This window comes from Bacillus sp. FSL K6-0972 (assembly GCF_037976035.1).
In the GTDB taxonomy this organism is placed as follows: domain Bacteria; phylum Bacillota; class Bacilli; order Bacillales; family Bacillaceae; genus Bacillus; species Bacillus haynesii.
Map to the genome: position 1 here is coordinate 4,009,183 of NZ_CP150260.1, position 12,858 is coordinate 4,022,040.

Consider the following 12,858-nt stretch of genomic DNA (forward strand, 5'->3'; position numbering starts at 1 on the left):
GATTCTTATCGTATTATGAAAACCGCTTAACGCACGGTATCTTTTTCATTGAAAGCGTGTGACGAAGCTTTTAGCCCCGCCGGTTCGAATGCCATGACGACATTGGAGCTCCCGGAAGACTGACCGTATCCGTAAAACGTGCTTTTACATCCGTCCTCAAGCACGCCCAAAAGCATTGCGATGTGGCGGCCGCCGGCTTCAAGCCCGGCATTTTTAGCATATTGAGGCAGCATCTGCTTAGCTGATAAAAGATCGTTATCTGTTAAATAAGTTAAAAATTGTGCATCGAGGGCCTGTTCGGCCAATGTCGGCATACATTCAGGCCCCCTCACCAAATGATGGCTGAGTGCCCCGCTGCTGATGAACACGGTTTTCTTTCTGCTTTCTTTCAGCACTTTTCCGGCAAGCCGGCCCCACAAATACGTTTCTTCCAGGTTCGCCGCCAATGTAACCGATAAATCGATGACCGGAATATCCCCTTTTGGAATGAGATAGCGCAGCGGAACAACCGTCCCGTAATCCCAGCAGTAGGCTGGATCATTGATAGGAATGACGGAAAGCCCCCCTTTTGCGCCGGCTTCGGCCAAATGCATCGCCAATTCAGTGTCCCCGGGGTAAGAATACGGAACATCGGAAATTAAATTCGGACACTCCAAAGCTGTTAAAACGCCTTGATGGTCGGGAGCTGCATCGATCAGATGGTCAAAGCTTGACGTCCAGTGACAGGAAATCAGAACAACGGCATCAGGCTGAATTCTTTCAATGGTCCCGGAGAGCCGCTTCATACCTTTGACCAGCTCTTTTTGGAAGTCAGGGGTTTTATCTTCAAAGCACATCCTCGGTGTATGCGGCACAAGTGCCGCCAATTCAATTGACATGTCGGTTCCTCCCATCGCCTTCTTTAAGGTCTTAATTTTGAGACCGGTGTTCCGCCAATGCCCCAGTGGCTTTTAGGAACTTCGGTGACAAGAACGCGGACGTTTTCACTCGGAGCATCAAGGGTGGCGCTCAACGTTTCCGTCACTTTTTGAATGACTTCCTCGACCTTTTCAGGCGGCCGGCCTTCTAATAGTTGAATATAAACGATCGGCATATGATCACCTCAGGTTATGATTGGACTGAAAATGATACATCTCCCAGCCCTTCTACTTGTGCTGAAACGCGGTCGCCCGGCTGCAGCATGACAGCTCCCGTTACACCGCCCGTTAAAATGATGCTGCCGGCCGCAAGCTTCTGTTTTTTCCGGGAGAGCATGTTGGCGAGCATGGCCGCCGAATTTGCGGGATGTCCGACAACCGCTGCTCCAGTGCCCTGCTCTTTGACTTCGCCGTTTATCATTAAAGAGACTCTTGCTTCATCCAGCTTGAAATGGTCCGGCTTCTTCACTTTTTCACCTAACACCACTCTTGAAGATGACGCATTGTCCGCAATGACGTCAGGCAGGGTAAATGAGAAATTTTCATAGCGGCTGTCAATCACTTCAAGTACAGGAATCAATTCAGCAACGGCTTCAAGGACCTGCTCCTTTGTAACACCCGGTCCTTCAATATCCTTCCCCAGCACAAAAGCAATCTCCGCTTCTACCTTCGGGTGAATCAGCTCGTTCATCCGGATGCTCCCGCCGTTTGGCACGATCATATCTTCAAAAATATAACCGTAGATCGGCTCCTCGACGTTCATCTGCTTCATTTTTGCCCGGCTTGTCAAGCCCATTTTCGGACCGATGATGCCATTGCCATCCCATAATTTCAGCTGAATCAGCTCTTCTTGAATCGCATACGCCTCTTCGACAGTCAGCTCCGGGTAGTCCTTTGTGATTCTTTCAACTTCGCGCTTCTCTGTTTCGGCAAGATACAAAAGGCGCGCCGTATCTTTTAATGCTGCGGCATTCATCCGTTTTCCCCCTTTTATAGCTTGATACATATATTGGTTAATTCGCTGAAGAATTCGAGGCTGTGAATGCCTCCTTCTCGTCCGAGCCCGCTCTGTTTCATGCCGCCAAACGGCGTCCGAAGATCGCGGAGAAACCAGCTGTTGACCCACACCATACCTGATTCGATTTGCCCGGCTACGCGGTGCGCCCGGCGGAGGTCGTTCGTCCAAACGGTCGCGCTTAACCCGTAATGTGTGTCGTTAGCCTGTGCAATCACTTCCTCCTCATCGTCGAACGGAATTACCGTTACGACCGGACCGAAGATTTCTTCTTTGATGAGCCTGGAATTGCGGGAAAGTCCGGTAATAATCGTCGGTTCAAGAAAGCAGCCGGATTCCTGTCCTTCAGGGCGTTTTCCTCCGGTTAAAATACCGCCGCCTTCCCGTTTGGCCAATTCGATGTAGTTCATCACACGTTCGGTGTGTTCAGAAGAAATCAAGGCACCGATATTCGTATCCGGATCAAAAGGATCGCCAACTTTGAGCTCTTTCGTTTTCTCAACGAACTGGTTCAGAAATTCGTCATACGCTTCCCGCTCGACATAGATGCGGGAGCCGCTCATGCATACTTCGCCCTGGTTGACGAAACTCGATTTCAATGAGGTGCTGACGGCTTCCTCTATGTCGGCATCGGCAAAAATAATGTTCGGGTTCTTCCCCCCCAATTCAAAGGAAAGTTTCTTTAATGTTTTCGAAGCAGCTTCCATAATGACTTTGCCGGTTGTCGTTTCTCCGGTGAAAGATATCGCATCGACATCAGGATGCTCAGAAAGCGCAGCGCCGGCGGAATCAGGCCCAAATCCGTGGACGATATTAACGACTCCGTCAGGCATCCCTGCATCATGGCAGATTTCCCCGAGGAGGGTGGCTGTCATCGGCGTCAGTTCAGCCGGTTTAATGACGGCTGTATTTCCCGCCGCCAGGCAAGGCGCCAATTTCCACGTCAGCAAAAGAAGCGGCAAGTTCCACGGATTGATCAGCCCGACCACTCCGACCGGACGGCGGATCGCATAATTGATTGCAAGATCATCAGTTTGATAAGCTTCCGTTCCGGTTCCTCTTATAAAATCCGCAAAGAAATGAAAGTTGAAAGCAGCGCGTGGAATATCCAAAGTGCTTGAGAGTGAAAGCGGCTTTCCCGTATCCAATGTCTCGAGCCTTGCCAGTTCTTCTTTGCGCTCAAGTATGATGTCGCCGACCTTTCTGATGATCCGAATCCTCTCGTCAGCGGTCATGTTTCTCCAGCGTCCGTTTAAAGCACGCCTGGCTGCCGCGACTGCAAGATCGACCTCTTTCTTGCCTCCTTCCGCAACGCTTCCGATAATTTCCTGTGTGGCCGGATTGATGTTGTCAAACGTGCTGCCGTTCTCTGAAGGAAAATACCTGCCGTTTATGTAGTGCTGACAGTCAAAAGGTTTTACGAGTTTTGCCGATGGGGTCTGAATATTCATATTCTACAAACATCCTCCTTTTCAAATCCTTTCCATTAAATTAAATGATTTTAAACGACAAGAAAACAGCAATGTTCCTCTATGCGGAACAAACCGGACATTTTTTCCGAAAATTTGATATTTTCCGCTTTTTTATTTTTCAGATCGTGTTATATTATGGAATAAAAGGTAACAAAAACAAGGGAGAGAGTTGAGGAACCTATGACTGTTGAGACAAAGGACCACCAGCTGCTCGGCTCAGTAAAAAATGCACTTCGGCTGCTTCAATCGTTTACCTTAGATACACCGGAAAAGAAACTAACCGAACTCGCCTCATCGCTCGGCCTCGGAAAAAGCACGGTCTCGCGCCTTTTGTCTACATTGGAAAGCGAAGGGTTTGTCATGAAGGACCCGGAATCAAGAAGATACAAGCTCGGCTTATCGGTCCTGCAGTTAAACACCATTGTCAACTCCACTCTTGAAATCAACCGTGAATCTCAGCCGGTCCTCAAACAGCTGACAGAAGAGACCGGCGAAACGTCGCATATTGCGATGCGCCGCGGTCTCAGCGTCGTTTATCTCAATCGGACGGAATGCCCCCGCCCGGTCGAACTTCTCTCATATATCGGGCGGCAAAACCCGATGCATTGCACAAGCTCGGGTAAGGTGCTTCTCGCCTTTGACGAAGATGGCATATTGGACGAGTATGTGAAGGAAGGCTTGAAAAGCTGTACGAAACAAACGATTACAGACGGGGACAAATTGCGGGAGGTGCTGAAAACCGTGAAAGAAAACGGATTTGACGTCAGTTGCGGGGAATTCATTGATGGTGTCACATCAATCTCAGCTCCTGTCAGAAACCACGCGGGTCGAGTGTTGTACGCCGTCAGTGTCGTAGGCCCTGCAAAACGCATAAAGTCCCGGCAGGCGAAAATCGTATGCCAAGTGAAAAAAGCGGCCCGGGATATTTCCGAAAGGATCGGGTACTGGAAACGAATATAAAAATTGGGGGAATCGGCTTTGTATGATCTTCACACTCACTTTATACCGCACGATGTGCTGCTTTGGCTGGACGACAATGAAAAGAGAGTCCACGCGGTCCGCGAAAAAAAGGCTGGCTGCCAAGCCGAGTTTTTGACGGTCAATCACAAATGGGGCTTTGAATTAAAAGAGCTTTTTTACCAGGAGGCTTTATATTTGAAAGCCCAGCAGGAGGCCGGCGTCACACACTCATTGGTATCGCCGGTTCCCCAGCTTTTCCTATACGACCTCGCCGAAGAAATCACAGACGAATTGTCCTTTGTATACAACAAAGCGCTTGCCGGATGGGTTAAAAAACACGACGGCCGCCTCTCAGGTCTCGGCACCGTCCCGCTGAACAGCCCTTTAAAGGCGAGCGAGCGCTTGAATGAGGCGATGAACAACGGGCTTAAAGGAGCGATTATCGGCCCCGGCGCTTCGCAAATGCTTCTCTCTGACGAAGCATTCACACCGTTTTGGGAAACGGCTGACAGAAGAAAAGCGATTATCTTTATACATCCACTCCTTTCAGAAGATCCGCGGCTCCGCCGCAGGATGCTGCCAAACTTGATCGGCGTTCCGTGGGAAACGACGATTTGTGCCGCAGACCTTTTATTAAGCGGGTTTACAGACCGCTTTCGCAATGTGAAAATTCTTTTGGCGCACGGCGGCGGCTTTTTGCCTTATCAGATCGGAAGACTGAACAAAGGGTATGAAAAATGGGCCGGCGTTTCTTCATCGCTTTCGGCTCCGCCGATCGAATATTTGCGGAAGTTTTGGTTTGATGGCGTGCTGTGGGAGAAAGAAAGCGCAGCATATTTGAAGAAGCTCGTCGGAGAAGACCGCCTTGTCCCGGGTTCCGATTTTCCTTTTGACCTTTGTCAGTGGCCGCCTCTCGATCCCGGCCGGAAAGGGGCGGAATCTCTGCTGAATGTAGCGATTGAGGCATAAAAAAGGCGAACCTCATCAGGTTCACCTTTTTCAAAAGCCTATTACATTGCTTGAGCCGCCGTAATCAGCGCAAGATTATAAACGTCCTCAGCGTTGCAGCCTCTGGACAGGTCGTTTACAGGCATGTTCAGCCCTTGCAGAATCGGACCAACCGCTTCGAAGTTGCCGAGGCGCTGAGCGATTTTATAGCCGATGTTCCCCGCTTCAAGGCTTGGGAAAACAAATACGTTTGCATCACCTTTAATGACGGAGTCCGGCGCTTTTTTCTCAGCGACAGACGGAACGAATGCCGCGTCAAATTGGAATTCGCCGTCCAGTGTAAGCTCAGGAGCTTTTTCTTTGGCAATCGCAACCGCATTGGCTACCTTTTCAGTTTCATCTGATTTTGCCGAGCCTTTTGTCGAAAAGCTGAGCATGGCGACACGAGGGTCAATGTTGAACATTTTCGCTGTGTTCGCACTTTCGATTGCGATTTCCGCAAGGTCCTGACTGTCAGGTGCAATGTTGATCGCACAGTCTGCAAATACATACTGCTCATCGCCACGCGCCATGATAAAGACGCCAGATGTTTTCTTCACGCCTTCTTTTGTTTTAATAATTTGCAGCGCCGGGCGAACCGTATCCGCTGTTGAATGAGCCGCACCGCTGACAAGACCGTCGGCAAGTCCTTTATAAACAAGCATCGTTCCAAAGTAATTTTCGTCTAAAAGGATTTGTCGGGCCTGTTCTTCCGTCGCTTTTCCTTTGCGGCGTTCAACGAAAGCCTGAACAAGGTCTTCCATTCCTTCGTATGTATGAGGATCGTATATGTCAACGCCGTCCAGCGTCAAATTCAACCCGTTTGCCTTATCTTTGATTTCCTGCTCGTTTCCTACAAGGATCGGCTTTAACACGTTGTTTCCGGCCAAATCGTTGACAGCTTTGAGAATGCGCTCGTCCAAACCTTCCGGAAATACGATTTTAACTCCTTTTCCTGCTACTTTTTCCTGCACTGTTGTAAATAGATCTGCCACTATATACCCTCCTTGAAAGTGTCACAAATACTTCATTTCTCTATTAAGCATACTCTTTTGTGATATAAATTCAATCCTTCTGTATTTTATTATAATGCTTTCACTTTTTAAACGCTTTTTTTAAATTAATTTAAGTGCAGCAAGGCTTCAAACACTTCTATTAGTATATAACAGCCTTTCCCAGTTATACGACAGATGTCACCTTTTATTCAAATCTTCTATACGGATAAAACGCGGCAAACTATGATATGATGAAAATAAGTACATACAAATTGGGAGTGATTGCAAAATGAGTGAACAGCAAAAAACGAACGAAGCCGCACAAACGCTTGACGGCTGGTATGCCCTTCACGATTTCCGGACAATGGACTGGTCCGCATGGAAAATGCTTTCAAGCGATGAGCGCCAGATCATTATCAGTGAATTTACAGGTCTTCTTGAAAAATGGGGAGCTGCTCAAAAAGAAGGTAATGGAAGCCATACGCTTTACAGCATCGTCGGCCAGAAAGCGGACTTCATGCTGATGATTTTGCGTCCTACGATGGAGGAATTAAATCAAATCGAACTTGAGTTCAATAAATCCAAACTCGCTGAATACACGATACCTGCTTATTCATACGTATCCGTTGTCGAGCTGAGCAACTATATGGGAAGCGGAGACGGAGACCCTTACGAAAATCCGCAAGTGCGTGCGCGTCTGTACCCTGAGCTGCCGAATGCCAAATATGTCTGCTTCTACCCAATGGATAAAAGAAGATCGGGCGATGACAACTGGTACATGCTGTCTATGGAAGAGAGAAGAAACTTGATGCGCAGCCACGGGATGATCGGACGCGGCTATGCGGGCAAAGTGAAGCAGATTATTACAGGCTCAATCGGATTTGACGATTATGAATGGGGTGTCACGCTCTTTTCAGATGATGTGCTTCAGTTCAAAAAGCTCGTCTATGAAATGCGCTTCGATGAAGTAAGCGCCCGCTACGGTGAATTCGGTTCGTTCTTTGTCGGCAACCGCCTGGCAAATGAACAGCTGCCTGCATTTTTGCATGTGTAATGATAAAAAGCTCCAAAGACCGAGGTCTTTGGAGCTTTTTTGCTATCTACTTGCAGTTACACGGCTGTGTAGGCGGAGTCGCCCTTTTTTGCACCTCGATTGAAGATTCGGCATAGAAAGTCGATCCGAGCCCCAGTACTCTGTTCTCCGCCCGGAATGTATACTTTCCTGCGGCAGGTAGCGTTTTGTTTGCCAGCACCAGCTTAAACTCCGCAATACCAAGCAGATCAATTGTAAGCGGCAGCCTTACCGTTTTTCCGTTGTTCAAAATTTGCCCGGTTGTCAACGCTCTTCCATTCACCGTATCTTTCGTTGTTGCGGAAAATCCCGACGGCAATGTAAATTCAACCGTTCCCAGCGCCAGAATTGAATTAGGACGATACGTTAACTCAATATCCGAGAACGACCACTCCTGTTTGCTGGCACCTGTTATCACCGAATACAAGGAAGCGCTCGCAGCCGGGCGGTAGACAGATTCAGTTTTTGTTGTTTGAGCGCTGGCCTGGAACGAAGGCAAAAAAATCGAAGCCATCATTACGAGACTAACCGCCAAGATTGACAATTTAGAACGATACATTCTTTTCAACACAGCAATTCCCCCTAGTCATCATTTTTTTCATCATTCGTCATGACGAAAGCGTGCAAGAAAGACGTAAAATCAAGCAACGCCTTCTTTCCAAAGCGCCGGCACTTTGGTGATTTCTATTAAAAACTACCATTTTTTTTGTGTGTAGTAAATGTTTTCCATGTCATATTTTTAAAAGAAATGCAAAATAATAGAATTTAACCAGGCGTTGTTCCTCTTGATTTTCTCCGCTGTGCTTTAGTAAAGGACAAAAGGCCTGCCCGCTTCCCTTCTTTTCATTCTCCTGATTTTTTGTTGACAAACGATGTATCTGGCTGTACATTATTGACATTATTGAAACATCACAAACCGAGTTTATGATTGAAATAACCTTGCTTTTTCTCCATTCATGTTTTTGACTGAATGGATGAAGAAAGGAACGAAAAAATGCCTAAATTGGTTTCTTCAAATCTTGTAAAAGGTAAGATCATCAATATTAGTCCGCCGCAGACACTGGCTCTCAGTTTCTTGATTATCATTGCCATCGGCGCCTGTTTATTGAAGCTGCCCGGTGCCTCCACAACTTACATCTCATGGGTGGATGCTTTATTTACAGCCACCTCAGCAACTACGGTAACTGGCCTTGTCGTTGTCGATACAGGGGCAGATTTTACGGTTTTCGGACAAACTGTTATTATGTGCCTGATACAAATTGGCGGGCTCGGCTTAATGACATTTGCCGTCCTCGTCGTCATGATGATCGGCAAAAAAATCGGCTTGCAGCAGCGGATTCTCGTTCAAGAAGCATTTAACCAGACTTCTTTAGGCGGGCTTGTCCGCTTGGTCAAGCATCTGTTTATTTTCACCATTGTCATAGAATTTGCGGCATTTCTGATCCTTTCGATCAGATGGGTTCCTGAATATGGTTTGCAAAAAGGCTTGTTTCATAGTTTGTTTAACACGATTTCAGCCTTTAACAATGCGGGGTTCTCCCTGTGGCCGGACAGCTTGTCTCAATATGTCGGCGACCCGATTGTCAACCTTGTCATCACAGGCCTTTTCATTACAGGGGGTATCGGCTTTACCGTTCTGCTGGATTTATGGACAAAGCGAAACTTCCGGAAATTATCGCTGCATTCCAAGCTCATGATCATTGGAACATTGATCATCAATACGACAGCCGCCTTGCTGATTTTTATTTTGGAATACTCAAATCCGGGTACGCTCGGCGGACTGCCTTTAGCCGACAAAATGTGGGGCGCTTACTTCCAAGGTGTGACACCGAGAACTGCCGGATTCAATACACTTGATATCGCCCAGATGACAACGCCGTCCCTCCTGTTAACCATCGTTTTGATGTTTATCGGAGCCGGAAGCGCGTCAACGGGAAGCGGAATTAAATTGACAACGTTTATCGTGATGATCTTGGCGACGATTACCTTTTTAAGGGGGAAAAGCGAGACGGTTGTGTTCAACAGGGCGATTAAAATGAAAACCATTTTAAGAGCTTTGGCCATCATCGTCATCAGTTTTTTATTCGTGCTTTTCGCATTATTTATATTGACGATCACAGAGAATGCTCCATTTTTGGAAATCGTCTTTGAAGTATTTTCCGCTTTCGGAACGGTCGGCCTGTCGATGGGGCTGACACCTGATTTAACGACCGCAGGCAAAGCGGTGATCATGGTGATGATGTTCATCGGCCGCGTCGGGCCTCTGACCATGGCGTTTACGCTGGCCAAGCCGAAGAAGGCGCCGATCCGCCATCCCGAAGATGAAGTGATTACAGGTTAATATGGAGAAAGACCGCTCTATTCGCGAGCGGTCTTTTTGTTTTTCTCTTCCTAACATGATGTGTCGTCATATTCGACCCCGCCCGTTCATACTGTAAAAGGGATGGGAAATATTGATCTATCATCTTGAGTCATCCCCCAGCTTTTTCAGCCGGATCGTCTTCATAGCAGCACTTTATCATTCCTCATGTATGGATGGTAGGCATGACTTTGACACAATGAAATGAGGAGGAACGAGATGAAATTTAAAAAAAATCAATTTCAGCCGCTTCAGGAGCTTGAGATGCCGGATTTCCGGCAGCAAATGGGGCCCAACCCTTATCCGCAGATGGGACAGATGGGGCAAATGTACCAGCAGCAGGGACAGCAGCCTTTCACCCAAATGGGAGGGCAGCAATCGTATCAGCAGCCCGGTCCCCAGCTGACCCAGCCGCAGCCGGCAGGAGTCCAGGTCCCTCCGATGCCTTCAGGACAGCAGCCTTCACCGAGCATCCCCGGCATGCTGCCGCTTGAGCAATCCTACATTGAGAACATTTTGCGGCTCAATCGCGGAAAAGTGGCAACCGTATATATGACATTCGAAAACAATCCGGAATGGAATGCAAAAGTCTTTCGGGGAGAAATTGAAGCAGCCGGCCGCGACCACATCATTTTAAGCGATAGAAAAACAGGCACACGCTATTTGCTGCTCATGGTGTATCTTGACTATATTACGTTTGATGAGCCGATCACTTATGATTATCCGTATTCAATGGCCTCATATACACCAAGATAAAGGTTCGGTTTAATTAAAACCGAACCCTTTTTTTATAGATATTAAGCGAAGTTTCTCACATCATTATTACGTTTGAATTTGTAAATAACGATGAGGAAAAAGACAGCAGCGAAAGCAAACAGAATCATGATATTCAAATACAGACCTTGAAGCTGCTGTCCCTCCTGCAATTTTGCCAGCGTATCCAACACCCACCGCTGCGGAAGAAAGTCCGCGATACGCTGTGCGAAAGACGGCATGATTTCAATCGGCCAAAAACATCCGGACAGCATGATCGTCGGCATAAAAATTAAATTTCGCAATACCCCGGATGACTTGGAGCTGTTTGCAAAGACGACGGTGATCAGCGCTAGGCCGACCGCACTAAGCGCAAAGATCAACAGCACCGCTGCCATCTCCCAAAATGAGATGCCGGTCTCCATCCTGAAAACATATTTCACCATAATCAATGTTAAAAAGGTTTGGCATGTGATGACAGACATACTGACGGCTACGTTGGACATGACGTACTGCCTTGCGGTTATCGGTGTGGTCAAAAGCCTGAAATACGTTCTGTTTTCTTTTTCCTTCACTAACAGTTCGGTCAAGCTCCCTGCTGAAAAAAGCATCGCCATCAGAAGAAAACCGACCGTCCGCTCCGTCATGTTTTTATTTTTCGCCGTGTCTTCAATCGTATATGTTTTGACACTCGTTTCAGAACTCCGGTAATTTTTATAAATTTCCTCAAAGCGCTTTTCATTCCCCTGCGCCGATTTACCGATTGCGGCGATATTATCAATATAATGATAAACATACGATTTCACAAACCCGGTGATTTCAGCGCCTTTGACAGATGCAATCGCGATATGAGCCGGTTCGCCGCTCTGCACGCTTTGAGAAAAGCCTTGTTCAAACGTAATGACGCAATCAAGCTCCCCTGCCGCAACTTGACTTTTCCCTTCTGCTTCACTGACCGCACTGATGTTGACATTCTCGATCCCCTTCAAAAAATCCTTAGTATCTTCGGCGATTCGTCCGCCGTCATGATTGATAATTCCGACGCGCAAATCTGTCTTATCCATGCTTCCCTCTGTCAAAAGCGATACGAATATGCCTAGCAAGGGCAGACATACAAACAGAAAGATATTGATCTTCTTTTTAAAAGTGACATTCAGTGTGTTTTTGACAAGCCATAGCATTTCTTTCATCTTACAGCCCCTCCCTTCTCTGCAATGAGACAACGGCAATCAGCAGAAATAACAGGGATAAGCCGATGTTCAGCAAGATTGCGGGCAGCCCCGCCGCTAGATCGTTCGCAAATATGATGTTCATAATGGCTTCGTTTGTCCAGGCGAGCGGAGACATGTCTTTGATCAAAGCTAGAACACCTTCCGCATCATCGACAGGAAAATAAGCGCCTCCGAAAAACGCAACCAGCGGAATCACCACGTTAATGATCGCCACTGCTGCTTCCCCCGTTCTCGTCAAATAACTGACGCCGAGGCCGAGGCATACGGCAAACAATACGATGCTGAACAGCACGGCTGCCACAAGGCCGAGATGATCTCCCCAGTCCGCTTTAAATACGTATTTGCTGAATGCTACGACGGCAAAAATACACAATCCGTTTGTCACAAGATTGCCAATCAGCTTGCCGGCAAAAATCTCGCCTTTATGAACCGGTGCCGCGATCAGCCGGTCGGCTGTTTTCCCAAGCCGCTCTCCCCTTATTAAATAACTGGCGCTTAATGCACTGTAAAGCGCGATCAGTGTGGTCATGGTAACCGCGTAATAATCCATTGAGCTGGGCTGCCTGTCTGAGCTGAGCGACGTCTCCTTGATATAATTGTCGCCCGGTGTGTCACCGAGCACGGCACCCGCTTGCTCAGGAGCGGCTTTGATGATCTCTGCTGCGGCATTGTACCGGTTTGCAAACGCGGTCAGCATTCCTTGAATAATGCTGTTTTTCATACTATTTTTATCCATTTGGTAAAGCTTGATGCCGCTGTTTTCGATTTCAAGATAAACATCGTAGTTCCCCTGTTTGATTTCTTGTTTTTCATCCATATCGGACAATACTTTTTTAAAATGAACGCCGGATGTTTTCGCTTCCTTTGCGAATGTTTTAAAACCTTGGGAAAACGCTCCGTCAGACTTGTCTTTATACAAGACATGAACCTCGCCGACCGCTGCTTGTTGATCGAAAGCATTCGTCAGTGCGGTACCCAAAATCATAATCAGTACAATCGGAAATGCCAGCATAAAAAGGAGCGTCCGTTTGTCCCGAAAAGCCGATACAATTTCTTTTTTCGCAATGATGAGTGTATTCAAACCATGGACCTCCTT

13 protein-coding genes are annotated in these 12,858 nt (G+C 47.4%); 5 read left to right on the top strand and 8 right to left on the bottom strand.

Annotated features, from left to right (window positions below; genetic code table 11):
• Positions 1-26 precede the first annotated feature (26 nt).
• The 4 genes from MKX80_RS20430 to MKX80_RS20445 are packed head-to-tail and all read right to left on the bottom strand — an operon-like array spanning position 27 to position 3,383.
• Positions 27-878 carry an extradiol ring-cleavage dioxygenase gene (locus tag MKX80_RS20430; RefSeq protein WP_154998434.1) on the bottom strand — a complete coding sequence of 284 codons (852 nt, stop codon included), beginning with the start codon at positions 876-878 and terminating at the stop codon, positions 27-29.
• A 23-nt stretch (positions 879-901) separates the two neighbouring features.
• A complete protein-coding gene (locus MKX80_RS20435) occupies positions 902-1,093 on the bottom strand; it encodes a 4-oxalocrotonate tautomerase (protein ID WP_182069902.1) in 192 nt (63 codons plus the stop codon).
• A 14-nt stretch (positions 1,094-1,107) separates the two neighbouring features.
• The gene (locus MKX80_RS20440; RefSeq protein ID WP_182069901.1) at positions 1,108-1,893 is read right to left on the bottom strand and encodes a fumarylacetoacetate hydrolase family protein; all 786 of its coding nucleotides are present in this window, start codon (positions 1,891-1,893) and stop codon (positions 1,108-1,110) included.
• 14 nt (positions 1,894-1,907) lie between these two features.
• On the bottom strand, positions 1,908-3,383 hold the full coding sequence (locus tag MKX80_RS20445) for an aldehyde dehydrogenase (RefSeq protein WP_268328348.1): 1,476 nt from the start codon (positions 3,381-3,383) through the stop codon (positions 1,908-1,910).
• A 201-nt stretch (positions 3,384-3,584) separates the two neighbouring features.
• Here MKX80_RS20445 and MKX80_RS20450 point away from each other — a divergent pair, with 201 nt between their 5' ends.
• Entirely contained in the window at positions 3,585-4,364 is a 780-nt protein-coding gene (locus MKX80_RS20450; protein ID WP_268328349.1) for an IclR family transcriptional regulator, read from the top strand.
• 18 nt (positions 4,365-4,382) lie between these two features.
• On the top strand, positions 4,383-5,333 hold the full coding sequence (locus tag MKX80_RS20455) for an amidohydrolase family protein (RefSeq protein ID WP_182069900.1): 951 nt from the start codon (positions 4,383-4,385) through the stop codon (positions 5,331-5,333).
• Between the two features lie 41 nt (positions 5,334-5,374).
• Here the strand turns inward: MKX80_RS20455 and pta are convergent, their stop codons facing one another.
• The gene (gene pta / locus MKX80_RS20460) at positions 5,375-6,346 is read right to left on the bottom strand and encodes a phosphate acetyltransferase (RefSeq protein WP_154998443.1); all 972 of its coding nucleotides are present in this window, start codon (positions 6,344-6,346) and stop codon (positions 5,375-5,377) included.
• Between the two features lie 289 nt (positions 6,347-6,635).
• On the opposite strand from pta, the gene hemQ reads away from it, so the two are divergent.
• Positions 6,636-7,400, top strand: a complete 765-nt coding sequence (hemQ, locus tag MKX80_RS20465) for a hydrogen peroxide-dependent heme synthase (protein WP_043925214.1) — start codon at positions 6,636-6,638, stop codon at positions 7,398-7,400.
• A 46-nt stretch (positions 7,401-7,446) separates the two neighbouring features.
• Here the strand turns inward: hemQ and bslA are convergent, their stop codons facing one another.
• Positions 7,447-7,986, bottom strand: coding sequence for a biofilm surface layer hydrophobin BslA (bslA, locus tag MKX80_RS20470; RefSeq protein ID WP_011198400.1), 540 nt, complete (start codon positions 7,984-7,986; stop codon positions 7,447-7,449).
• 426 nt (positions 7,987-8,412) lie between these two features.
• Between bslA and MKX80_RS20475 the strand changes: the two genes are divergently transcribed.
• Positions 8,413-9,759 carry a TrkH family potassium uptake protein gene (locus tag MKX80_RS20475; protein WP_154998445.1) on the top strand — a complete coding sequence of 449 codons (1,347 nt, stop codon included), beginning with the start codon at positions 8,413-8,415 and terminating at the stop codon, positions 9,757-9,759.
• 237 nt (positions 9,760-9,996) lie between these two features.
• Entirely contained in the window at positions 9,997-10,533 is a 537-nt protein-coding gene (gene gerQ, locus MKX80_RS20480; RefSeq protein WP_011198403.1) for a spore coat protein GerQ, read from the top strand.
• 41 nt (positions 10,534-10,574) lie between these two features.
• Here the strand turns inward: gerQ and MKX80_RS20485 are convergent, their stop codons facing one another.
• Both MKX80_RS20485 and MKX80_RS20490 read right to left on the bottom strand, forming a co-directional pair.
• The gene (locus tag MKX80_RS20485) at positions 10,575-11,720 is read right to left on the bottom strand and encodes an ABC transporter permease (RefSeq protein WP_154998447.1); all 1,146 of its coding nucleotides are present in this window, start codon (positions 11,718-11,720) and stop codon (positions 10,575-10,577) included.
• Position 11,721: 1 nt separating this feature from the next.
• Complete coding sequence (locus MKX80_RS20490) at positions 11,722-12,843, bottom strand: ABC transporter permease (RefSeq protein WP_154998450.1); 1,122 nt, start codon at positions 12,841-12,843, stop codon at positions 11,722-11,724.
• Positions 12,844-12,858 lie beyond the last annotated feature (15 nt).